This is a genomic window from Algoriphagus formosus (assembly GCF_002807035.1).
Taxonomy (GTDB): Bacteria; Bacteroidota; Bacteroidia; order Cytophagales; family Cyclobacteriaceae; genus Algoriphagus; species Algoriphagus formosus.
This window is the reverse complement of sequence record NZ_NIUC01000002.1, coordinates 921,942-943,763: the sequence shown is the minus strand read 5'-3', so window position 1 is coordinate 943,763 and position 21,822 is coordinate 921,942. Positions and strand designations below refer to the sequence as shown.

The window sequence follows — 21,822 nt, the reverse complement described above, 5'->3', positions numbered from 1 at the left end:
ATGGGAGCGAAAGAAGGATTTTTACAATTTCAGCGAGAGCTGCCAATCAGTAGAGACCCCAAAGAGCGGGTTGGAGATTACAAAGAAATCTATGAGGACTTTCCTGAGGAAAAGCTCAATCATCAAGCAGCACGCTGTATGGATTGCGGTATTCCTTTTTGTCATCAGGGCTGTCCGCTGGGAAATGTAATTCCGGAGTTTAACGACGCGGTTTACAATAAAGAATGGGAGCAGGCAATTCAAATCTTGAAAAGCACGAATAATTTTCCCGAGTTTACAGGGAGAATCTGCCCCGCTCCATGTGAGGCAAGTTGTGTCTTGGGGATCAACAAGGACCCGGTAGCCATCGAGTTAATCGAGAAGAATATTGCCGAAAAGGCTTATGAATTAGGGTTGATTCAGCCTAATCCTCCTCAAACTCGAACTGGAAAGCAAATAGCGGTGATTGGCTCTGGACCGGCGGGTTTGGCTGCTGCAGATCAGCTCAACCAAGCTGGGCATGAGGTTACTGTTTTTGAAAAGGACGCAAAGCCGGGAGGTTTGCTCCGATATGGGATCCCGGATTTCAAACTTGAAAAGTGGGTAATCGATCGCCGCATTGATCTGATGAAGCAGGAAGGTGTGATTTTCATTTGCAATACAGATGTCGGATTCAATATCAAGGCGGAAAATATTCTACGAAACTTTGATGCAGTTTTGATTGCAACGGGAGCCCAACAGCCGCGTGCACTGAACATCAAAGGATCTGATCTAAAGGGAGTCCACTTTGCGATGGATTTTCTTGGAAAACAGAATCAGGTAATCGGAGGAGAAATCCAAGAAAACCCAATTTCTGCAAAAGGAAAGCATGTCTTAGTAATCGGTGGAGGCGATACCGGAAGTGACTGTATCGGTACCTCCAATAGGCATGGAGCACTTTCCATCACACAGTTGGAATTGCTTCCCAAGCCACCCAAACAGCGAACTGTTCTGAATCCATGGCCTGAATGGCCGATGACCCTTAAAACTTCCAGCTCCCATGAAGAAGGGGCTGAGCGAGTTTTCTCCATCCTGACCAAGGAGTTTATTGGGAATGAGGCCGGAGAGGTGACTGGCTTAAAACTAGTGGATATCGAATGGATGGAGAAGGATGGTAAAATGACCTTTGAAGAAATAGCTGGAACAGATAGAGTAGTTCCATGTGATTTGGCATTCTTGGCAATTGGTTATACCGGACCTGCCCAAAATGGTCTTTTGGAAGCTTTTGGAGTAGATACCATGGAAAATACCCTTCCAAAATCCAAGAATTACCAAAGTAGCAATTCAAAGGTATTTCTAGCTGGAGATATGCGGCGAGGACAGTCCCTGGTTGTCTGGGCAATTTCAGAGGGAAGAGAGGCTGCTGTGAAAGTGGATGAATTCCTGATGGGAGAATCATCTCTTCCTCAAAAAGACGAGTCTTTCTTCCATGTGGAGGATGAGATTGCTGGAATTGAATAAATTGTTGTTATATCGATTTAAACAAAAAAAACCACCAAAACGGTGGTTTTTTTTGTTTTAGAGATTACCCCCTCGACGCTTTCTAAACTCCTCTCGGTCTTCAATCTGACCTCCTCTTGGTCCTCGACTTCTTCGAGTTTCTTTTAACTCTTCCCATTTCTTCCGTTGCTCTTCTGTGAGAATTTCTTTGATTTGCTCATCCTGTTTTTTCATTTCTTCTTTTAGAGCTTCGCGATCAGCTCTTTGAGATTCCATTGCCGCCTTTCTTTTTTGAGCATTTGCTAAATTGATTTCTAGAATCTTGGCTTTCTGTTCTTCATTCAGCCCGAGTTCTTCGGCCATTCGCTCGGTCATCATTTTGGCCCTTGCTTCCGGATCTGGTCTCTCTCCTCGGCGCTGTTGCTGGGCAAATACACCAAGAGAAACGAAGAAAATCATTGCGATACTGACTAATAGCTTTTTCATCTTTTTGTGGTTTGTTTGGCTATTTGACTCCAAAAAATTTCCAAGGTTTATTCGGCCTTGGAGTTAAACTTGAGTTTAACATTTATTCACTTTTGCTCAATCAATTCAGCCCGTTCGGATTCTCTGACATACTTGGGCTTGATCAGTAAGCGAAGACTTGGATCAAAGCTGAGGTAGTTCCAAGACCAGTCCAAGAAGATGAATAGTCTGTTTTTGACTCCCAAAATCGCCATCAAATGCACAAATAACCAAGTGAGCCAAGCCATCAATCCCTGGAACTTGACGAATGGCAAATCCACTACTGCGAGTTTCCGACCTACTGTAGCCATGGAGCCCAGATCCCGATAGTGGAAGGGAGAGGGTTTTTCTCCGTGTTCAATTTTCGGAAGGTTTTTTGCAAGCTGTGCTGCTTGCTGCAAGGCTACCTGCGCTACCTGAGGGTGTCCGCATGGGTACTTTTCTTCCTGCAAAAGGCTGATGTCTCCAAGTGCAAATACATCCTTCATTCCATTGATTTCGGAATATTCATTCACATGGATTCTACCATTCTTGGCATAGATTTCCTCGTGTAGCCCTTTAATTTTATTAGGTTTAATTCCCGCTGCCCAAAGTAGAGTTTCTGTCTCAATGGTTTCCTCATTTCCCAATCTCACTGATTTCCCATCATAGTCTTTTACGAGAGTCTTGAGTCGGACTTCTACACCGAGCTTTTCGAGATAATCCTTCGCTTTCTGTCTTGCTTCTGTAGACATGGGCCCCAATAAGTTTTCTCCTGCCTCGATCAGGACTACTTTCATGTTTTTAAAACTCAATTCGGGGTAGTCGATGGGAAGAACATTATTCCTCAGTTCTGCTACTGCACCGGCAAGCTCCACTCCTGTAGGTCCTCCTCCCACTATCACTACATTCATGAGGGAGCGCCTGTTTTCGGGTTTTTCGATATTGATAGCACGCTCATAGTTGGAGATAATCTTGTTTCGTATGTACAAAGCCTCCGAGACCGTTTTCATCGGTGACGAATAGGCTTCTATGGATTTATTTCCAAAAAAATTGCTGTCTGCACCCATAGCCAAAACCAAATAATCATATTCCAGAAAGCCGAGATTGGTAATGACCCGCTTTTTTTCTGAATCGACTTCATGGACTTCAGCCATACGGAAGATGACATTTTTGGAGTGGTGAAAAATCTTTCTCAAGGGGAAACTAATCGCGCTTGGCTCTAAGCCAGCAGTAGCTACTTGATAAAAAAGCGGCTGAAACTGATGGTAATTGTTTTTATCCAAAAGGATTACCTGAAACTTCTTTTTGTTGAGACTTCGGGCGAGTTTGAGTCCAGCAAATCCAGCACCGATGATGACGACTTTTGGATTTTGGGAAACCGGAATATTGGGTAGGGGAGAGTCCTGGAGTGCTTGCATGGGTTTTTGTTTCTTTTTACGAGAAAAGAAGAGCTTGGACCGAGTTTTTGCTATAAAATTTACTGCATTCGCTTGATATGACTTTCCTGCCCACAAAAAGAAAAGATTTGCTATTTTTGGCCCAAATCAAGCAAATCCATGGGAAGAGCATTTGAATTCAGAAAAGAGCGAAAATTTAAGCGATGGGCAAAAATGTCCAAGGTTTTTACCAAACTAGGTAAAGAAATCGTCATGGCCGTCAAAGCGGGAGGACCTGATCCCGATAGCAATGCCAAGCTACGGACCATTATTCAGAACGCTAAGGGTGCCCAGATGCCCAAAGACCGCATCGAAGCGGCAATTAAGCGGGCTACCAATAAAGATGAAAAGGACTACGAAGAGATTGTGTATGAAGGATACGGTCCACACGGCATAGCTGTGATCGTGGAAACTTCTACTGACAATACCAACCGTACCGTTGCCAACGTCCGATCTTACTTTACCAAATTTGGAGGCTCTTTGGGTACCTCTGGTTCAGTAAGCTTTATGTTTGATCACAAAGCGGTTTTCCGTTTTGCACAGGGAGATTGGGACATGGAAGAGTTGGAGTTGGAATTGATCGATTTTGGCTTAACCGACATTGATGAAAATGAGGGAGAGCTTTTCGTCTACACAGAGTTTGGTGACTTTGGTACGATGCAAAAGGCCCTGGAAGAAAAAGGAATTGAGGTTATCTCAGCAGATTTTCAGCGTTTTCCTACCACCTTGGTGGAGCTCAATGAGGAGCAAGAGGAAATCATCAATAAGCTGATCGATAAGCTGGAAGAAGATGATGATGTAAACAATGTCTATACAAACATGGCCTAAGCGTTAAGCTTAGGCTTTTTTGCAAATGAAGCTACCTAAAAGAGAGAATTTCACCCAACAGGCCAAAGAATTGATTATTGTCGGGAGCCTCAATCCCGTCAAGCTGCAAAGTACCGAAGATGCCTTTACCTTGGCTTTTGATCGTTCCTTTCACATTACCGGTGTCAATGTTCCTTCGGGAGTTTCAGATCAGCCATTCGGGGCAGAAGAGACTCTTTTGGGAGCTCAGAATAGAGCCAAATCCGCTAAAGCTGCATTCCCTGAAGCAGATTATTGGGTAGGAGTAGAAGGCGGTGTAGAGGAAGATGCAAGAGGACTTTTTGCGTTTGCCTGGGTATGGGTTTTGGATAAAAATGGTAAACAAGGACAGGCAAAGACGAGCACTTTCTATTTGCCTGAGAAGGTGGCGGAATTAGTCAAGGGAGGAATGGAACTAGGTCAGGCAGATGATGAGGTCTTTTCTGAGGATAATTCCAAACAAAAGGGAGGTTCAGTGGGCATTTTGACCAAAGGGAAGCTAAATCGAACTGAATATTATCAGCAGGCTGTTCTTTTGGCTCTAATTCCCTTTCTCCAAAAAAATCTCTATAAATAGGATTTATTCTATAAAAATTTTGAAAAAGTCAATTTTAGTAAAAAAAATTTTTGTGTGAATAGGAACTTTCATATTTTTTTCACTTCTTTATTCTTATAGTTTGTTGGTTTACGAAAAGAATACATTGATATAAGATGTAAAAGTTGCTTTAATCACCCTAAATTTCTCAAAGCAACCAAGCCTCCCTTCGGGGAGGTTTATTTTTTTAGATTCTCCAAGAAGCTTCTCAAGGCTACCCGCCAGTCTTCATCTGCATCCCATTCGGGTCCGATATAGAGTTCATCTCTTACGATGAGCTTGATGTAATATTTGACTACTGTTTGTGTCTCGGTTTGCTGGTTTGCTTCCAATCCCATGCTTTTTTTCAGGTCGGCTTCCCGTCCTTCTACGCGAACCAACAAGAATTGAACCCGATCCCTGATCAATTCTTGGTCGGTTTTAGATTCTGTCAGCCAAACGTACTCATGTGGGTAAACCGATTCTAGGATGGATTCCAATTGATTTTTTTGGGCCGCTTGCTCGGCTAGGACGGCTTCGGGCGATTTTCCGTAAAGATCATATCGGAAAAAGCTCAAAAACCCTGTCGCTGCACTACTGCCTTCTAGGGGTATACCTAGTTTGAATACTTCTAGGTTAAGGGGATTTCTAGGTAGAAATTTAGCGGCTGCCTGAGCATTGTTGCTTTCCATTCCGGCCATTTCAGGAAATTCGGCAACATCAATTACCAGAAGGTTTTTGGAAGGTCTTGATTTTCCTGCCTCTGCGAAAAGTGAACCAGCCTCTTGAAGTTTGCCTCCAGATGTGCCAAATAAAGCCGTGGAGGAGATCATTTGAGCGTCGCCTGTAAATTCACCAGTGTGGACACTGCTTTGGTTTTTTTGCCGGGTAACCAAAATGATGTTTTTGATCATTCGCTGCTCAAAGGCTTTGGCATAAGCGGAGCGAACTTCCTCCGAAAGAACTACCTGCTCCAATTCATAGTACGCTACCGGATCTGCTCCTGACTCTACCAAATATCGGTGGACACTATCAGCGACTACCTGCCAATCCATTACCGGTCTTGCAGCTGGATCAGCTGAAACCAGTACTACTGACTTTCCATTAAAAAAGCTTTCAGGTAGGCCACTTTGGGCGATTACCGGTTCGGTCAGCCAAAAAAAGACAAAAAGACCAAAGAAATATTTCATTTATTCGCGTTTCTGGGCTACTTCCTTTTTAATTTCGCCATTAAATAACGAAAAATTCGCCAGCCTATGCGTCATCACTTTAAAGTATTCCTAATTATTGCCGCCTTATTTTCAGCTCAAAATTCTTTTTCTCAATCACTCGATGGAGATAGACTTTGGAAGCATTTAGAATACCTTGCTTCTGACGAAATGAAGGGAAGAGAATCTGGCACAAAAGAAAACTTACTGGCTAGAGACTATATCGTAGCCCAATTTGAGGAGATGGGGTTGGACTCGCAGTATCCGGATTTTATACAAGAGTTTCGATTCACGGACAGACGCAGTCAAAAGTCTATAGAAGGATATAATGTGGTGGCTTTCGTACCTGGGACCGAAAGTAAAAAAATCATTGTAGTGACTGCTCACTTTGATCACGTCGGCATAGGGAGACCAAATGCCCAAGGTGATTCTATTTACAATGGCTCAGATGATAACGCTTCCGGTACGGCAGCCTTAATAGAGATGGCGCGTTATTTCTCCGAGAATCCTCCACAGCATTCCATGCTTTTTGCAGCCTTGGACGCAGAAGAAAAGGGCTTGCAGGGTGCAAGAGCTTTGGTACAGGATTTTCCATTTGAGCTGGAGCAGGTTTTATTGAATGTCAATATGGATATGATTTCCCGAAATGATAAAAATGAAATCTATGTCTCGGGGACTTATTATTATCCTGAATACAAAGAAATTTTGGAAGAGTCAGCCTTAGGCAGTAAGGCCAAGTTAATGTTTGGGCATGATATCCCCGGTACAGGATCGGATGATTGGACGAGGTCCTCAGATCACGGTGCTTTTTTTGAGGAAAAAGTGCCTCACCTGTATTTTGGGGTCGAAGATCATGAGGACTACCATCAGCCAAGTGATGAGGTTCGGCAGAAGGATAAGGGGTTTTTCCTGGATGTTGCTGAACTGATTTTAAACAGTCTGAAAAATATCGATCAAAAAGGCTCAAATCTCTGAGCCTTTCTTTTTCCTTTGAGTTCAAGGTTTTTTACTTTGTCAGTACATCCACTTATTCAGCAATTTGGCTAAAAATGATTTCATAGCGCGACTTTTGATCTGGCGGCTCAGGCACATGAGCAATCAAAATTTTATTTTGATCCTTAGTGGTGTAATTGGGATCCTGTCTGGGCTGGCGGCAGTGATACTCAAGAAAGCGGTTCATTTTATTCAAGTTTTCCTCACAGAGGATTTTTATGTCGAGTATGCCAACTTCCTGTACATTTTATATCCTATCATTGGAATTTCGGCAGCCTACTTGCTGAGCAAGTACATTTTCAAAGACTTTGGCGGACATGGTATACCGGATGTACTTTTTACCATTTCCAAAAAGCAAAGCTTGATTCCACGGATTAAAACCTATAGTCGGGTCATTACTTCGGCTCTGACGGTTGGCTTTGGGGGATCTGTGGGTTTGGAGGCACCCATGCTAGTCACTGGCTCTGCCATCGGATCCAATATCGGAGTATCGATGCATCTCAATGCGAAGAAAAGAACCCTCCTGATTGGATGTGGTGCCGCGGGAGCTATATCGGCTATATTCGGTGCTCCAATCGGCGCGGTGATTTTTGCGATTGAGGTAATCCTGATGGAAATCAGTACGGCTAGCTTTATTCCGCTATTGATAGCTTCTGTGATGGGGTCCCTTACTTCCATGGTTTTAATTGGAAGAGATCAATTATTCAAATTTGATCTTCAAGGTACCTTCTTGGCCTCCCATATGCCCTATTATTTGGTTTTGGGGATTTTGTGTGGGATTATTTCACTTTATTTTTCCAGTGCGGTCATGAAGACCGAAAAGATCATGGAAGGCTTAGAAAGCCAATTGATCCGAATTCTTTATGGGGGCGCTTTGCTTGGATTCATTTTATTCTTTTTCCCGCCTATTTATGGAGAAGGGTATGATACATTGAATTTGTTGATTGAAGGAAATTCGGATCAGCTACTTGACCGATCTCCTTTTTTCTCAGCCATTCAAAACCCCTATCTAATTCTCTTTTTCTTAGCATTTGTCATATTGATCAAGCCGGTAGCATCAGCCCTTACTTTGAGTGCAGGAGGGGCAGGGGGAATTTTTGCTCCTTCGCTATACGTGGGGGGTATTTTAGGTTTTTTGTTTGCCTACGGCAAAAATATGCTCGGCTTTCATATTCCGCTTCCCTTGGCTCATTTTACCCTGGTGGCTATGTGTGGAGTGATGGCTGGAGTACAGCATTCTCCACTTTCGGCGATATTCTTGATAGCAGAAATCACCGGTGGATATGAGCTTTTTGTCCCGCTTATGTTTGTATCAGCTATTTCATTTTCGACTAAAACATACTACCAAAAGGATAGCTTATACACGCAACAACTCAAAGAAAAGGGTCGTCACCTCCCAGAGACAACTGATCAGCAACTTCTCGATATGATTACAATTCTTCAGGTGATTGAGCGGGATTTATTGCCGATTCATCCAAATGCCAAGTTGAAGGACCTGATCAATCTAGTAAAACAATCCAAGCGAAATATTTTTCCTGTGGTAGACGAAAACCAACAGCTTCGAGGGATTGTCACGCTAGATGACATTCGGGACATCATGTTTGACTCCGAGAAGCAAACTACAGTAGAGGTGAAGAGTCTGATGCACAGTCCTCCTGAAATCCTACTTTCTAATGAAAATATGCAAAAAGCTATGGATAAGTTTGAAAAGTCTGGTGCATGGAATCTTCCCGTAGTTGAGGATGGACGCTATTTGGGCTTTGTTTCCAAGTCTCGTATATTCAATTCCTACCGGAAAAAATTGATCTTTAAAAAGCACGATTAATTCCTTTTTAGAATAAAATTTGGATTTTGAATTTATCCACTTTTTTCGATGTGGATTTCTATAAAAAATTTCAGTTAGCTATTATTATCCACAAAATTCAGCGAATTTGTAATCATCTAATTAACTGATAATCAGATTAATGAATTGATAGTGTTGAAAACTGTGGATAAATTAACGTAAATGTGGATAAAAAATTCTTGACTTTTTCAATGTCTGAATTTAGCCAGAAATGGGCGATTTTTACCTAAGTGTTTCCTAAGCTTAACCTTCCCTTAATATTCTCAAATGGGCCAAAATAAAAATTCAAAACAAATTTAATTTCGATTTTGTTGTCCTTTCCTTTTTTCGAATAATATTTTAACTATGTAAAAAGTAAATTGACTTTACAAAGTACAATTTTTAGCGACTTTTATTTTCCTACAGGCAATTGGTTGAGGTTACCCATTTGTTTTAGGATCCAGGATTGCCGGCCTTTAAGGTAGGTGGTCGGCTTTTTTGGTGACCATTTTCGTGGGTTGGGAAGAATTGCTGCGATCATGGCTGCTTCGGCTCTGTTGAGCTCTGAGGCTGTTTTTCCATAATGGGTCTCAGCGGCAGCTTCGATTCCATAAATACCCGGACCCATTTCTATCACATTCAGATAGACTTCCAGAATCCGTTCTTTTCCCCAAATCAATTCTATTAAAACAGTAAAATAAGCTTCCAAGCCTTTCCGAAGATAGGTTCGTGCTGGCCAAAGAAAGACATTCTTTGCAGTTTGCTGAGAGATGGTACTTGCCCCTTTGATTCGCTTTCCTTTTTTGTTTTGTTCCCAAGCTTTCTCCATAGCTTTCCAGTCGAATCCGTTGTGGTTAAGAAAATTCTGATCTTCCGCTGCATAGACGGCCTGAAATGCATGCTTGGAAATTTCAGAAGCCGGAACCCAATCTTTACTCAGCTTGATAGATTGCTTTTCATCAGTGGCTTGCTCAAAGGTGCGGATGAGCATCAGGGGAGTCATCGGTACTGGTACAAACTTGAAAAGAAATACCGAAAGGATAGACAAGGCAAAAAATCCAAGAACTAACTTCAGCAAAAATCCACCTACTCGCTTCAAAAACCTGATCATGGCTTGAAGGCCTTGGCCTGAATGAATTGATAGAAAAATACTGCCTCAGGATGCTGGGCTAGTTGATCCAAATCGGTTTCCATAGCTTTCACAGTGGCTTGATCGATCTTTCCCGAAAGGATCAGTTCTTCCGCTGCACTTTTCATCAGTTTTTTCCAATATTCGACCATTTGTTTCAGTCGGGCAGGCTGGCTCTGATCGAGGTGGAGTCCACCTGGTTTCAGCTCTATGTTCTCAAATCCTGATTTCTTAAGCAGGTTTCCCAATTGAAGCCCTATGTCCGGGTTTCCCCCATTCTCTTTTTGCAATTCGTTGAAGGCATTATAATAAGTTGCTAAACCGTCGCATTGTGGAAAATAGTGAAAACTGGAATTGAAGACTTCTGTGATGTACACAATCCCTCCAGGCAATAAATGATTAAAAACTGAATCGATAACAAGTTGAGGTTGGGAGACATGCTCCAAAACCCAACAAATAAAGGCGCCATCATATTTTTCTTCCAGGTCAAGGTTCTGTGCATCCTGCTGAATGATTTGAACCTGCGAAGACGCATAATTTTGAAGGTTAATCCGAGCTTTTTCGATCTGAGAAGCTTCGAGTTCTACGCAGGTCAGGTGCATCTCCGGATAAAGCTCCAAAAGTACCTTAGTCTGAGCGCCTACGCCTGACCCCACTTCCAGAACTTTGTTTCTTCCTGCGAAGTCGACCCAAGGATAAATCAACGTAGCCAGCATACCAGCCTGCTCCAGCAATCTATCTTGCTCTCCTGTCAAATATCCGTGAATGTAGTTGCCCATAGATTTTCGAAAATTACCGAATTTTCCTCGCTTTTATAGCTTCGTGTTTTCTAGGGCACCAGCTCCTCCTCAAACTCACTATACTCCCCAAAAAGACTCTGTGCATGACCCGCCCAATTCAATACAAGGAAAAGGGTGACAAGTCCAAACTTGAATTTCAAGGATCTACGACTTTTTTGAAAACAATTGGTGCATTCATCTTGGTAGCAATAGACTCCATAAAGTACTTTAAGTTTCCATATTGCCGGACATCGATCTTAGGTTTTCTGATTTCTACTTTGGCAGAAATCTGAACCTTATCTTTCATTATGATCGGATTGTATTGAAAGACAACTTCCCCATTTTCCATGGTAATGGATTCCTTCAAGGGGTAATCATCCAACTCATAGCCGGCAGGGATTTCTACTATCGCAGTGTAGGTCTCTGAAAATGCAAAGCCAAAATCTACCGGAAAGATCCGGAAATCTTGAGTGAATGGATTTTTTGAGAAAGTAGCAATCTTGAATGGAGAGAGCATGATCAAGTCCAAATTATCAGATTCTGGACCAGGAATTCGCAATTTGTAATTAGTCGTGGTGAAATTGTTTTCCCTCATCTTATCCTCTACCTCAAACTCAACCACTTCCCAATTAGGATCCAAGGTAAAAAGCTCATGGAGAGGTTTATTGCTTTTCTCCAAATCATGAGATCGTTGGGCAGTGACCAGCCCTTCATAATAGGACTGCCGTAGATTGCCTTCTACCATCAGATTATTCGCCTCATCAAATTTCAACTGAGAGATAAAGATTGAGTTAGAATTATGCGGAATAGATATCGGGACCAATTGACTATTGTCCTTGATCAGGAGTAATCCTGCCTTGACATGTTTGTCCAAGTCTACGTAGCCAAAGGGAGCAATGGGGTCTTCTAAATCCAATAAGTACTCATTCCCGTCCAAATTAGCCAGTAAGACCATACTGTTAAACTGATTGATAAAAGGAAAAGGTACCAAGTCACTTCGCCCACTTCCCTTTGATCCTACCAAGATCGGATGACACTCGATTCCCAGTGAAGTCAGAATTCCCATTAAGGCCAGATCTAACTCCAAGGGAGATCCGATTTTTGATTTCATCAGTTGATTGATCCATTGATCGGGGAAGAACCCTCTTTCGTCATTGATTTGGAAGTTTTCCTGGATGTAGTAATAGGCTTTCTGGGCTTTCTCCAGTTCCGTACTTCCTTCAAAGTCTGCTCCTACTGTGGCTTTATCCAGTGGTGCAGTCCTGAAATAGCCTTTTTCGTCATAATCCTTCAAAACTTCATTTCCTAGGACTACCCAATTTTGGAGGACATCTTCCCATTCTGTCAAAGTTTTTTGATAGCGGGAAAGCTGGAATTCAACGCGCTCTCTGTAGTCGGCAAAGTTTTTCATATATGGCTCCGCCTTTAGTGAATTCAGCTTTCTCAGAGTCCAGCTATAGGTGCCATTGCTTGCTGTTTTTTCGGAGGTCGTGTTGTATTTCTCCCCCTGTCCGATCATTTTATATTCCAACTGGGGAATCATCGTAATGCTGTAAGTAGACATGATGGTTGGAATATCATTTTGAAAGGTCCAACCATCGAGCATGGTAATGTTTTTGTCAGTCTTTTTAAAAGTGTATTCGATGATAGAGCCGACTTTGACATTGGGAAAAGTGATCCTGACTTCCTTCCAACCATTGGCGACATCTACTTCAAAAATCTGGTCTTTTTCCACTTTAATTGTTTGAGCTTGCCCTCCTTCAAAATTAGTGATCAAGGCTTTCACACTGCTAATTTCCTCAGTTCTACTATCCCCTGAATAGAATGGAATGGTGACATCGCCTCGGGAAATGCCAGATTCTTTAAGAATCTTCATTCTGAAATGATAAGAAGTCTCAAAAACATCTCCGTAAAATTTAGAAACTCCCTCTTCGAATAACATGACAGCTTCCGCATCTGGCTCGAAGTCCACCTCCGAGTAGGCCATTTCATTGGCATTGTATTTTCCAAATTTCTCCTTTTGAGCATAGCTGGTAATATGCAATCCGGAGAGAAAGAGTAAGAATAGAATCTTCTTCATACTATTGTTGACTTAGGCTGGGTTTGGTAAAATGATAGGCTCCATTTCCTACCGAGTTGATTTTGCTAACTATAAGTTTTTTAGCCTCTTCATCCTGAGAATCCGAAAGCGACACCTTGATTTTTCTGGAGACGATCAATTGATTGTTTTCCAGACGGTTTTCGATTAGAATGCTGTATTCCTCTTCCTTAATCTCTAGAGGAATCAAACTGAATTCTGAACCAACTCCTGAAGGAAGGTCTATGGTATAAGATTCAGATAGATCAAAGTTTTTGAAGCCGATTTCTTCTAATTTGATTTTTGTGAAAAATGGCTTGAGTAATAATCGTTTGGCTGTTGTTTGGGCAAATTTTTGGATGATGCCCTTAACTTCTCTATCAGCAATCGGAAGGGAATCAAGGTGATCTGGTTTTAGCTCGTAATCCTGAATAATCAAGCCTGAAATCGCAGAGTACTTATTGAAATAATCCCGTTGCTGTCTGGAGTCTAGTTGTCTGGAAAGACTGGTAGCTGTGTAAGCTGGATTTCCCTCCAGATGCTGCTTCATGGTCATTTGAGCATCTCCACGATCATCCAAGCTGATATGAAATTCATTTTCTACTCGATTCCAATGATCTTCCTGGTAGCCCGGAGTCTTTGCCAAATATCCGCCAGTAGGAGTGACGACCAACACATGTCTATCATTGGTAAATGAGCCCAGGTATCCGGCTGGAAGGCTATTGGAAGTACACTCCAACCAAACTGGCTGCTCATCCACCTCGGCACGTAAAATCACGTGATTGAATTGATTGGATGGCAAATCAGTATGAATATCTGACTCACCCTCACCGGCATAGACCAGTGTATAATAGGCTGGAATCCCTGCAGTCTCTAGCATGGCTTTCATTAAATTGCTGAGTCCTTTGCAGTCTCCGTAGGAATATTTGACTGCATCCGTGGCAGTCATTGTCTGCCAGCCTCCAATTCCCAATTGGATACTGACATAGCGGAAGTTCTTCTGTAGATAATCGTATAAAACGGCAATTTTCTCATAGGGATCCTCTATGCCCTCGACTAATTCAAGGATTTTTGCTTTAAACTCTTCAGGCAAAATATCCCGTCCTTCATTCAACTTGTATTTCCAAAGTCCCAATTCAGACCAATCAGTCATGGATCCTCGAAAGTTATCCAGTTTGAATTCCTTCGGTGCGATATACAGTCGATGATCATCCTCCTCCTTGATGCTGAGATCTTGAACAGGTAGTTCGGACTCTTTCCAAGTCAGCTGAACCCTCCCGTCTGGAAGTGTTTCTTCCTGTCTATTGCCAGAAAGATGCTGCTCTTTGTACCTGATTCCTATGGATTCCGGGTAACTTATTTTTAACTCTGCCTCCTCCAATTTTTGGAATGCCCGCTCCACGGGAATCCAAGGCTGAAAGCTAAAATTAGATTGATGATAGACTTCCGTTTCTATATGAACTTCGATGGGAAAGATGGAAGAATTTACCTGATAGTATTTCTGCCTGTTGTCAGCAAAAACCGAAAACCCATCAAATAATTCTGCATCCGACAAATCTTTCATTTTTGCTTTTTGGATTGTTTTTCCATTCTGAGGATCAATTATCTCCAAGCTGAAATTTTTAATCTGGACGAGCTTATCATAAAAAATTCCAACAGAAGCATGGGGCAATCCTTCAGGACTGAGGACCGTCACAGTTTTTTGAGTTTTTAGCGTATAGCCAAAGTCCTCGTCGATCACAATCTCCTTACTATGAGTTAAATGGGAATAAATGGGTACTTCTTTCGAAGGTAAAGAATCAAGATGAGCGGTAAATAACCCTGCCAAAATGGCGAGAATCGTAAGAGTCATAAATTCAAAACTGGGTAAAACTTGGTCGAAAAATATATATTAAATTTTTAAAAGCAACGGGTTTTAAAAGATTTCAAACGAAAAATTTTTTCAGACTACAAAACATGCATTTCATACTTAAAACTATGCATAGAGCAAGATATTTTTCCTTGCTTTTCAAAAAATATCTAAGCTACTTGGAGGCTTAAATAGAAAAATTGCAGCATGAAACCCGTAATCATCAGAAGCTTTGAGGACTTCGAAAAATACAATGGACAAGAAATAGGAACCTCCGAGTATTTTACCATCACCCAAAACCAAATCAATCTTTTTGCTGATGCAACTCACGATCATCAATGGATTCATACTGATCCTGAGCGAGCTAAAGTAGAAGGAGCCTTCGGCAATACCATTGCTCATGGCTATTTGACACTGAGTATTGTTCCTCACCTTTGGGAGCAGATCGTACAGGTGACTAATCTGAAGATGATGATCAATTATGGGATCGAAAATTTACGCTTTGCGCAAGCCGTCACTGTAGATAGTGAGGTTCGTTTACATGCAAAACTCAGAAATGTAGCCAATCTTCGCGGTACTGTTAAAGCTGAGGTAGAAGTGAAATTGGAGATTAAAGACCAAAGAAAACCGGCTTTCGCCGGAGTTTTGATCTTCTTGTACCATTTTGAAGATTAGGATGCAAGGAGGTCATTGATGACCGTAGCAGCGCAGGAGCAACCGAAGGCAGCCGGTAAGAAAGACATAGTGCCATAGGCTGACTTTTTGAAGTTGCTTCCATCCGTCATCATGAGACTCTCTTTGATGACCTTTTCTGTTGAATATACTGCCTTAAACCCATCGTAAATCTTCCTTTTTTTCAATCGCTTTCGGATTAGGCGCGCCAGTTTGCATTCGTGTGTCTTGGAGATATCCACCACCCGGATTTTGGTGGGGTCTACTTTGCCACCTGCGCCCATTGAGCTTACCAAAGGAAAGCCTCTGCGATATGCCCCTTCGATCAAGTGAAGTTTTGGAGTGAAACTGTCGATGCAATCAACCACATAGTCAAACTCATTTTCCTCCAAAAGACTAGTCATGGGTTTGGGCTCTAAAAATTCCCGTATGGTATGGATTTTTAGATTGGGATTGATGGAAAGTAGCCGCTCTTCCATCCATTCGGCTTTGGATTGTCCTAGATTTTTTTGGGTTGCCGGCAGTTGACGATTCACATTGCTGATGTCTACACTATCTCCATCGATGATGGTCATTTCGCCCACGCCGGAGCGGGCGATAAATTCCGCTGCAAAGGACCCCACACCCCCAAGTCCTACGACGAGGACATGTTTTTGAGCTAGTTTTTCAAGCCCTTCTCGACCAGTGATTAATTCTGTTCTGCTCAGCCAAGCAAAGTCACTCATTTTAATTTCTTACTTGATATTCGATTCCAATTTTGTATGACCTGCCGCTCCAAGTCTTCGACAGAAAGGCCCAAAATTAAAGAAGCTGCCTGATAAATTTGATCAATTTCTTTCTCCGAATTATCTGTTTCAAGAAAAATCCGGTCTTTTGGACAGTTTTTAAGCCATTGGGAAGCATTGGATTTGGAGTCTAGGATTTTCTCTCCAAAGGAAAAGTTTATAGAGAATGGCAATAGTTGCTCTGCAAGATGGGTTTTTAGGTTCCATCCATGCCAGATGATTTGGGGATGCGAGCTTGTATTTTTTAAATTTTCCAAAAGTAAATCATGCCCTTTGACGCAGTGTAGAATCAAGGGTATCTCCTCTGTTTTTGCGGTATTGGCCTGCTCTTCAAAGGCAGCTTTTTGAATGGAAAGTTCCGGTCCACGGAGCCGGTCAAAACCTGCTTCGCCTATGGCCAAGCAATTTTGATTGGTTACATAATTTCTGAATTCCGACCATTTTTCCTCCCACTTGTCATATAAATACCAAGGGTGAAGACCAATAGAAAAGTATTGATTGGGAGATAAGGAGTTGATATCCCTTTCTGCATTGAATAGGCTATTCGGAATATTCAATCGATGGGTATGGATATCGAAAAGTTTCATTTTGAATTCTAATATTTTATCAATTTATTTAGGTCAAAACCAAAGATTATGATTCGACAAAGCTATCTACTATTACTCGTAATTGCTGCATTTTTTGCCTGTCAAGGCACGGAGACTGAAGATGCCTCCGAACCGATCAACTTGGAATTGGAAGTTACTGATTCGGTTCGCGTACCTTATGTAGGCGTTTTATCCTTTATGGATATTCAGCCTGAGTGGAATAGGGCTTTGTTTTTTGATTTGCAGAAGCGGAGCTTTGTCAGCACTGACTTACAAGGTAATATCCTTGGGCAATTCTCGAAAGATCGCGATTCTCCAGATGGATTTGGGTCTTTTCCGATGGCAGCGGGTAGATTTTTGGATCAGAATCGAATTCAGCTGGTTTCCATGTATGGGGTCTTTGAATATGATTTGGAAGGAAATCTCATGCGAAGCGCCAAGACTCCAAAAGACGAGATTAAAGGCTTTTCGGGTAGGATGGATGCTATTCGGGAGATATTCCCGGTAGGAGATCGATTGTTACTGACAGGACTACTTCCCCGGACAGAATACAATAAAACGCAGCCCGAGTTTTATGATACTTTTCAGCAACTCGTGTGGGTTGATCCACAGTCTGGGAGTATGGAGCAGTTTCTGAATTTGGACTCTGCGAGTATTTTCCAAAATAACCGCTCGCATGAACCGACCACGCTCTCCGCTACTTTTGATATCCGGGATGATGAGTTATTTGTGATTTCCGGTGGGGATCCTTTTTTGAATGTGTATGAGCTGAAAGCACCCTACAAAAAATTAAAGCGAATTCCCTTAGAATTGACTGATTTTCAGGTTAATCCTGGTGAAGATCCTCAAAAAGCGGATCCCCGAGCTATTTCTTTTGATCCAAGCTATGGGATGATTAGCAAGCTGACAATTGTGGGAGATTACTTGTTAATCAACTATACGACCGGCTATGAAGACCTTGATCGAGAGGAATACCAGTCGATTCAGTCTCAGGATCAATGGCAGGATTTCAATGCAAGGGTAGCTGAAAAGTACAAGCCCCGGCTTCAGGTCCTTTCTTTGGAGGGTGAGAAATTGCTAGATATTGAGATGCCCGATAGACTTGGGAATGTCTTTGTTAGCCGAGATGGAAATCTTTGGTTTAATGTATTGCCAAATCCGGATGTCGAGGAGGACTTTTTTCAAATCAATAAGGTGGAGATCAAAAAAAGCCGGGATTAACCGGCTTTGAATGTTTTTACTGTTTTTGATAGGTAAAGGTACCGCCTCCTTGTTTGAAGGTGAGTGTGCCTTTACTTGGTTCAAAAATAAATGTGGCACCGACTTGCCGAAATTCGAAGGTATGCTCGGCAGTGGCTTCTAAAGGTATTGCTGGCTGCCCAGTAGCTTGTACTATCAAGGTTTTTCCTTCCTTGGTAAAATTGAATTTAAGCGGAAGCTGCTCAGAGGCATATTCCCCTAAATAAGACTCAAGCTGCTCTGGACTCACCGCGTAGCTTTGAAATGAAGGGAATTTGATCTCTTTTCCAAAATAAGAGTCCAAAAGTGCCAGAGTGACGTCGTTGGTATTAAAATTCACGGCGTTTGCTAGAGTAACCAGCGTCAGTTTTTCTTCTGGAAAATGTGCCAAAAGAGACTGGAATCCATCAATTCCACCATTGTGTCCAAGTGCTTTTCGATCATAGTAGGGGAAAGAGAAAATACCTCGACCGAAGCCATCTTGAAGCTCAGTCATTTTGTCCAGACTTTCTTTTGAAATCAGCTCACCGGCAAAAAGATTCTCGATAAAGACTGCAAGATCGGCTACTGTGGACTGTATGGCTCCAGCACCCAGTGGTATACTTGGGTCAGTTTCTGACTCTAGTGTCCAATTGTCCTTGAAGGAATAGGATCTTGCTTCATTTTCCTCAGGCTTAATCTCATCAAATATTTGTGTGTTTTCTAGCTTTAGCGGGCCTGTAATTCTTTCTTCCAAAAGTTCTTGAAAGGATTTTCCGTAGGTTTCTTCCAAAATGAATGTCAGCAAGACATAATTGGAATTTGAGTATTCTGCCTTGGAGTCAGGAGTAAAGATACTGCCGCCTTCCGCAATGATCTTTACCATTTCATCCTCAGTCTTTGGCTTGGTGTAATAGCTCAGATAAAGAGGGCTATTGGTAAAATTGGCAATTCCGCTTCGATGCCTCAGAAGCTGGTCAATGGTGATAGCCTCGGCATTGGGTACTGAAGGATAAAAATCTGCCAGTTTTTGATCCAATGAAAGTTTTCCCTCTTCTACTGCCTGTAAAATCAAAACTGAGGTGAACATTTTTGAAATTGACCCGATGTTAAATTTGGTTGTGGGGATCAATTTTTGCTGCTTTTCCAAGTCTGCATAGCCTATTGCCTTTTGATAGACGGGCTCTCCATTTTTTGCGATAAATACAGTTCCCATGTACTTATCATAAAAGTCCAATGAGTCAAAGAAACGGTCAGTTTGCTCAAAATTCGATTTTTGGCCAAATAGGCTTGTGCTGCTTAGCCAAAATAAGGACAGGTAAAGTGTAAATTTTCGAAGCATGATTTGAATTAGTTAGATATAAAAAGCTCCTAGCTAAAATATTGGCTAGGAGCTGATTTTCAAAGCATTAAGTTTAATCTAGGCGGTTTCTTTCTTCTGAGCTACCTGTGCTAGAACGTACTCGGAAGCTTTCACCCTGAGCAAATCTCCATCTTAAGGTAAAGCGCACACCCTGATTGCTTCGGTATTGTCTAAAGCCTGTATTGATGTCTGCGAAGTCCACATTGGCACGGATGATCTGTGAGCGGAAAAGGTCAGTACCGTTGACAGATAAGGTGAGCTTATCCTTCATCAAGGTCTTCGTCACCCCTGCATCTACCCAGGCAAATCCTTTGATGGTACCCTGACCCCAAATTTGTGGACCTACATACATACCGACCAACTCAAATTTGAAGCCTTTCGGCAAGGTCAAGTTATGTTGGGTACGAGCCATGAAGGATACTTGATCTGTGTCAAGGAAGTCATCTCCAATTTGCGACTTGAATCGGTTATAATTCACCTGTACCATGTTAGAAGCATTCCACCACTTTGTAATTTCAACCGGTACGATTCCACGGAAGTTGACATTTCTGGTTTTATCAAAATTATCCGTGAAGGTGGTCGTCGTTCTAGCTTCCTGATCTTGGATAAATACCTGCATAAAGGCATCTTCAGTCTCAGAATAACCTAAAGTGAACTGATATGCTCCATTGATGACATGATTCATCTCGAAGTTATTCGAATACTGAGGTCTCAAATTCGGGTTTCCGGTTTCTGAGGTCAATGGATCAATGTAATAGATGAATGGATTGAGCAATCGATAGTTTGGACGAGTGATTCTACGGTTTAGATTATAGATGATTTGATACTTCTCGCTCACCTGATGCTGTACAAAGAAGCTAGGGAACAGGTTAAAATATTGTTGTTTGTTTTGCTGTTCCAATGTCACCGAATTTCCCAAAATGTCTGAGTACTCACCTCTTAAGCCAAATTGATAGTTTACTTTTGGACTGAAAGCCCCTTTCAAGGAAGCGTAAGCAGCTAAGACATTTTCACTATAGATAAACTGGTTAGAATTTGGATCCGGCTCAAAGGGTCCTTCTTCGATCGCACGGCTCAGATCCAGATTGTTGTCTGATTCTACCCAGCTACCTTTTAGACCTGTTTCCAAGATCTTTCCGTTTTTCAAAGGTTTGGTGAAATCAACCTTTGCTGTCAGGATGGTATAGTACATATCATTCAGCGTGAGGATTTGATCAGTTGTAAAATTGGACTGATCTACACCGGTCCAATACTCATTGGAGAGCAAAGACTCAGAGTTTGATTTCATGATGGTATAATCCAAGTCCGCAGCAATTTTAGTCCCTAAGGTATCGAGCTTTCCATCATAGTGGAGGTTTCCAAAAATTCTGTCTCTGGTTCCATTATCATCATTTCGAGAGTTCAAATAGTTGAATTCCGACTCACCAGGAATAGAAATCTCCGTGAAGGAGTTATTATTCGATCCTCCGGTAGATCTTGAGGCTTGAAGGTTGATTCCCAAATTATGATTGGGATTGATCTCGTAGTTAGCCGATCCGGTAAAATTCGGAGTACGGAAGCGAGTTTTGATTCTGGAGTCTTGAGTAAACTTAGAAGTACCTTCTTCTAGCTCAAAGTTTCGGATGATATCCAGGTCATTGTAATTTGCGATTTCATTGTAATTCAAATTCGCATTGGTAGACCATTTTCCTTTTTTCACATTGATAGTTGCACCAGCAAGTGGAGCATTCAAGCCGTTGTATTGAGTCCCTAATTGAATATTTCCAAAGACTCCATCTACCGTGCTTTTCTTCAATACTATATTGATTACACCTGCAGCACCTTCAGCATCAAATCGGGCAGAAGGATTGTTGATGACTTCGATACTTTTGATGTTTTCTGCGGGCATTGACCGAAGGTAGTTTGCCAAATCAGTCGAACTCATGTAAGTAGGTCTATCGTTGATCATCACTGTGACACCAGTGCGACCATTTAGATTAATATTTCCATCCTGATCGACATAGACACCTGGAGATCTACCGATGACATCCAAGGTGTTTGACCCTTCTGCCATCACGGTTCCTTCTACATTGACGATAGTTTTATCCGGTTCGATGATGATTTCCGGTCTGGATGACTGTACAGTGACTTCATCAAGACCAGTCATTTCATCTTCCAATTTGAGGACACCAAAATCTTTGGTCATCCCAGGAACTAGCTCGAAGGTTTCAGAACTGTAGGTCGTATACCCAATTGAAGAGATCACCAGGTTGACCGTTGCAGACTTTACTGATTCGATAAAGAATATCCCCTCCTCATCAGAAACAGCTCCATCCACTAATCCACCGTTGTTGGATTCGATCAAGGCAACGTTTGCGAAAGGAACTGCCTCTCCATTTTGGTCAACGATTTTTCCTGAGAGCTTGCTGATATCTTTTGCAGCAAGGGTGCTTAGGCCCATCAGGTAAAATAGAAAAGAAAGAAAAATTAAGTTGGCGGTTTTCATTTGTGTTGGTTCTTTTTTGTTTTCGTGCCAGCTAATGAAAAAGAAGTGCCATACT

18 protein-coding genes are annotated in these 21,822 nt (G+C 42.0%); 7 read left to right on the top strand and 11 right to left on the bottom strand.

The window, feature by feature from the left end; all coding sequences use genetic code 11:
• Positions 1-1,479, top strand: a complete 1,479-nt coding sequence (locus CDH51_RS10255; protein WP_100628496.1) for a glutamate synthase subunit beta — start codon at positions 1-3, stop codon at positions 1,477-1,479.
• Positions 1,480-1,536: 57 nt separating this feature from the next.
• Here the strand turns inward: CDH51_RS10255 and CDH51_RS10250 are convergent, their stop codons facing one another.
• Positions 1,537-1,944: a Spy/CpxP family protein refolding chaperone gene (locus CDH51_RS10250; protein ID WP_100628495.1), complete on the bottom strand. Its 408-nt coding sequence runs from the start codon at positions 1,942-1,944 to the stop codon at positions 1,537-1,539.
• An 86-nt stretch (positions 1,945-2,030) separates the two neighbouring features.
• On the bottom strand, positions 2,031-3,362 hold the full coding sequence (locus CDH51_RS10245) for an NAD(P)/FAD-dependent oxidoreductase (RefSeq protein ID WP_100629408.1): 1,332 nt from the start codon (positions 3,360-3,362) through the stop codon (positions 2,031-2,033).
• Between the two features lie 138 nt (positions 3,363-3,500).
• On the opposite strand from CDH51_RS10245, the gene CDH51_RS10240 reads away from it, so the two are divergent.
• Both CDH51_RS10240 and yjjX read left to right on the top strand, forming a co-directional pair.
• A complete protein-coding gene (locus CDH51_RS10240; protein ID WP_024284432.1) occupies positions 3,501-4,208 on the top strand; it encodes a YebC/PmpR family DNA-binding transcriptional regulator in 708 nt (235 codons plus the stop codon).
• A 25-nt stretch (positions 4,209-4,233) separates the two neighbouring features.
• Positions 4,234-4,803: an inosine/xanthosine triphosphatase gene (gene yjjX, locus CDH51_RS10235; RefSeq protein ID WP_100628494.1), complete on the top strand. Its 570-nt coding sequence runs from the start codon at positions 4,234-4,236 to the stop codon at positions 4,801-4,803.
• A 197-nt stretch (positions 4,804-5,000) separates the two neighbouring features.
• Here the strand turns inward: yjjX and CDH51_RS10230 are convergent, their stop codons facing one another.
• The gene (locus CDH51_RS10230) at positions 5,001-5,990 is read right to left on the bottom strand and encodes an NTPase (protein ID WP_100628493.1); all 990 of its coding nucleotides are present in this window, start codon (positions 5,988-5,990) and stop codon (positions 5,001-5,003) included.
• Between the two features lie 66 nt (positions 5,991-6,056).
• Between CDH51_RS10230 and CDH51_RS10225 the strand changes: the two genes are divergently transcribed.
• Both CDH51_RS10225 and CDH51_RS10220 read left to right on the top strand, forming a co-directional pair.
• Positions 6,057-6,983: a M28 family peptidase gene (locus CDH51_RS10225; RefSeq protein ID WP_100628492.1), complete on the top strand. Its 927-nt coding sequence runs from the start codon at positions 6,057-6,059 to the stop codon at positions 6,981-6,983.
• Positions 6,984-7,098: 115 nt separating this feature from the next.
• Entirely contained in the window at positions 7,099-8,826 is a 1,728-nt protein-coding gene (locus CDH51_RS10220; protein WP_232724793.1) for a chloride channel protein, read from the top strand.
• Between the two features lie 409 nt (positions 8,827-9,235).
• Here CDH51_RS10220 and mtgA read toward each other — a convergent pair whose 3' ends face one another.
• The 4 genes from mtgA to CDH51_RS10200 all read right to left on the bottom strand — a co-directional run bounded on the left by mtgA (position 9,236) and on the right by CDH51_RS10200 (position 14,660).
• On the bottom strand, positions 9,236-9,934 hold the full coding sequence (gene mtgA / locus CDH51_RS10215) for a monofunctional biosynthetic peptidoglycan transglycosylase (RefSeq protein ID WP_394335569.1): 699 nt from the start codon (positions 9,932-9,934) through the stop codon (positions 9,236-9,238).
• Positions 9,931-10,731: a class I SAM-dependent methyltransferase gene (locus CDH51_RS10210; protein WP_100628490.1), complete on the bottom strand. Its 801-nt coding sequence runs from the start codon at positions 10,729-10,731 to the stop codon at positions 9,931-9,933. Before CDH51_RS10210 ends, mtgA begins: the two co-directional genes overlap by 4 nt.
• Before the next feature lie 157 nt (positions 10,732-10,888).
• Entirely contained in the window at positions 10,889-12,811 is a 1,923-nt protein-coding gene (locus CDH51_RS10205; RefSeq protein ID WP_100628489.1) for a DUF3857 domain-containing protein, read from the bottom strand.
• Between the two features lies 1 nt (position 12,812).
• On the bottom strand, positions 12,813-14,660 hold the full coding sequence (locus CDH51_RS10200) for a DUF3857 domain-containing protein (protein ID WP_100628488.1): 1,848 nt from the start codon (positions 14,658-14,660) through the stop codon (positions 12,813-12,815).
• A gap of 204 nt (positions 14,661-14,864) precedes the next feature.
• Here CDH51_RS10200 and CDH51_RS10195 point away from each other — a divergent pair, with 204 nt between their 5' ends.
• A complete protein-coding gene (locus tag CDH51_RS10195) occupies positions 14,865-15,332 on the top strand; it encodes a MaoC family dehydratase (RefSeq protein WP_100628487.1) in 468 nt (155 codons plus the stop codon).
• Here the strand turns inward: CDH51_RS10195 and CDH51_RS10190 are convergent.
• Both CDH51_RS10190 and CDH51_RS10185 read right to left on the bottom strand, forming a co-directional pair.
• Complete coding sequence (locus CDH51_RS10190) at positions 15,329-16,054, bottom strand: tRNA threonylcarbamoyladenosine dehydratase (RefSeq protein ID WP_100628486.1); 726 nt, start codon at positions 16,052-16,054, stop codon at positions 15,329-15,331. The two genes, CDH51_RS10195 and CDH51_RS10190, sit on opposite strands and share 4 nt — an antisense overlap.
• Positions 16,051-16,701, bottom strand: coding sequence for a TatD family hydrolase (locus CDH51_RS10185; protein ID WP_100628485.1), 651 nt, complete (start codon positions 16,699-16,701; stop codon positions 16,051-16,053). The genes CDH51_RS10190 and CDH51_RS10185 overlap by 4 nt, the downstream gene beginning before the upstream one ends.
• Before the next feature lie 48 nt (positions 16,702-16,749).
• Between CDH51_RS10185 and CDH51_RS10180 the strand changes: the two genes are divergently transcribed.
• Positions 16,750-17,922, top strand: a complete 1,173-nt coding sequence (locus CDH51_RS10180; RefSeq protein ID WP_100628484.1) for a DUF4221 family protein — start codon at positions 16,750-16,752, stop codon at positions 17,920-17,922.
• 16 nt (positions 17,923-17,938) lie between these two features.
• On the opposite strand, the gene CDH51_RS10175 is transcribed toward CDH51_RS10180, so the two are convergent.
• Positions 17,939-19,261: a serine hydrolase domain-containing protein gene (locus tag CDH51_RS10175; RefSeq protein ID WP_100628483.1), complete on the bottom strand. Its 1,323-nt coding sequence runs from the start codon at positions 19,259-19,261 to the stop codon at positions 17,939-17,941.
• 73 nt (positions 19,262-19,334) lie between these two features.
• Positions 19,335-21,767, bottom strand: a complete 2,433-nt coding sequence (locus tag CDH51_RS10170; RefSeq protein ID WP_100628482.1) for an outer membrane beta-barrel family protein — start codon at positions 21,765-21,767, stop codon at positions 19,335-19,337.
• Between the last annotated feature and the right edge of the window lie 55 nt (positions 21,768-21,822).

What these genes read in the sequence shown, in the direction of transcription:
- CDH51_RS10255 (WP_100628496.1), top strand. Translation starts at nt 1, where the DNA reads ATGGGAGCGAAAGAAGGATTTTTACAATTTCAGCGAGAGCTGCCAATC.
- yjjX (WP_100628494.1), top strand. Translation starts at nt 4,234, where the DNA reads ATGAAGCTACCTAAAAGAGAGAATTTCACCCAACAGGCCAAAGAATTG.
- CDH51_RS10200 (WP_100628488.1), bottom strand. Translation starts at nt 14,660, where the DNA reads ATGACTCTTACGATTCTCGCCATTTTGGCAGGGTTATTTACCGCTCAT.
- CDH51_RS10175 (WP_100628483.1), bottom strand. Translation starts at nt 19,261, where the DNA reads ATGCTTCGAAAATTTACACTTTACCTGTCCTTATTTTGGCTAAGCAGC.
- mtgA (WP_394335569.1), bottom strand. Translation starts at nt 9,934, where the DNA reads ATGATCAGGTTTTTGAAGCGAGTAGGTGGATTTTTGCTGAAGTTAGTT.
- CDH51_RS10225 (WP_100628492.1), top strand. Translation starts at nt 6,057, where the DNA reads ATGCGTCATCACTTTAAAGTATTCCTAATTATTGCCGCCTTATTTTCA.
- CDH51_RS10230 (WP_100628493.1), bottom strand. Translation starts at nt 5,990, where the DNA reads ATGAAATATTTCTTTGGTCTTTTTGTCTTTTTTTGGCTGACCGAACCG.
- CDH51_RS10220 (WP_232724793.1), top strand. Translation starts at nt 7,099, where the DNA reads ATGAGCAATCAAAATTTTATTTTGATCCTTAGTGGTGTAATTGGGATC.
- CDH51_RS10245 (WP_100629408.1), bottom strand. Translation starts at nt 3,362, where the DNA reads ATGCAAGCACTCCAGGACTCTCCCCTACCCAATATTCCGGTTTCCCAA.
- CDH51_RS10180 (WP_100628484.1), top strand. Translation starts at nt 16,750, where the DNA reads ATGATTCGACAAAGCTATCTACTATTACTCGTAATTGCTGCATTTTTT.
- CDH51_RS10205 (WP_100628489.1), bottom strand. Translation starts at nt 12,811, where the DNA reads ATGAAGAAGATTCTATTCTTACTCTTTCTCTCCGGATTGCATATTACC.
- CDH51_RS10240 (WP_024284432.1), top strand. Translation starts at nt 3,501, where the DNA reads ATGGGAAGAGCATTTGAATTCAGAAAAGAGCGAAAATTTAAGCGATGG.
- CDH51_RS10190 (WP_100628486.1), bottom strand. Translation starts at nt 16,054, where the DNA reads ATGAGTGACTTTGCTTGGCTGAGCAGAACAGAATTAATCACTGGTCGA.
- CDH51_RS10185 (WP_100628485.1), bottom strand. Translation starts at nt 16,701, where the DNA reads ATGAAACTTTTCGATATCCATACCCATCGATTGAATATTCCGAATAGC.
- CDH51_RS10250 (WP_100628495.1), bottom strand. Translation starts at nt 1,944, where the DNA reads ATGAAAAAGCTATTAGTCAGTATCGCAATGATTTTCTTCGTTTCTCTT.
- CDH51_RS10195 (WP_100628487.1), top strand. Translation starts at nt 14,865, where the DNA reads ATGAAACCCGTAATCATCAGAAGCTTTGAGGACTTCGAAAAATACAAT.
- CDH51_RS10210 (WP_100628490.1), bottom strand. Translation starts at nt 10,731, where the DNA reads ATGGGCAACTACATTCACGGATATTTGACAGGAGAGCAAGATAGATTG.
- CDH51_RS10170 (WP_100628482.1), bottom strand. Translation starts at nt 21,767, where the DNA reads ATGAAAACCGCCAACTTAATTTTTCTTTCTTTTCTATTTTACCTGATG.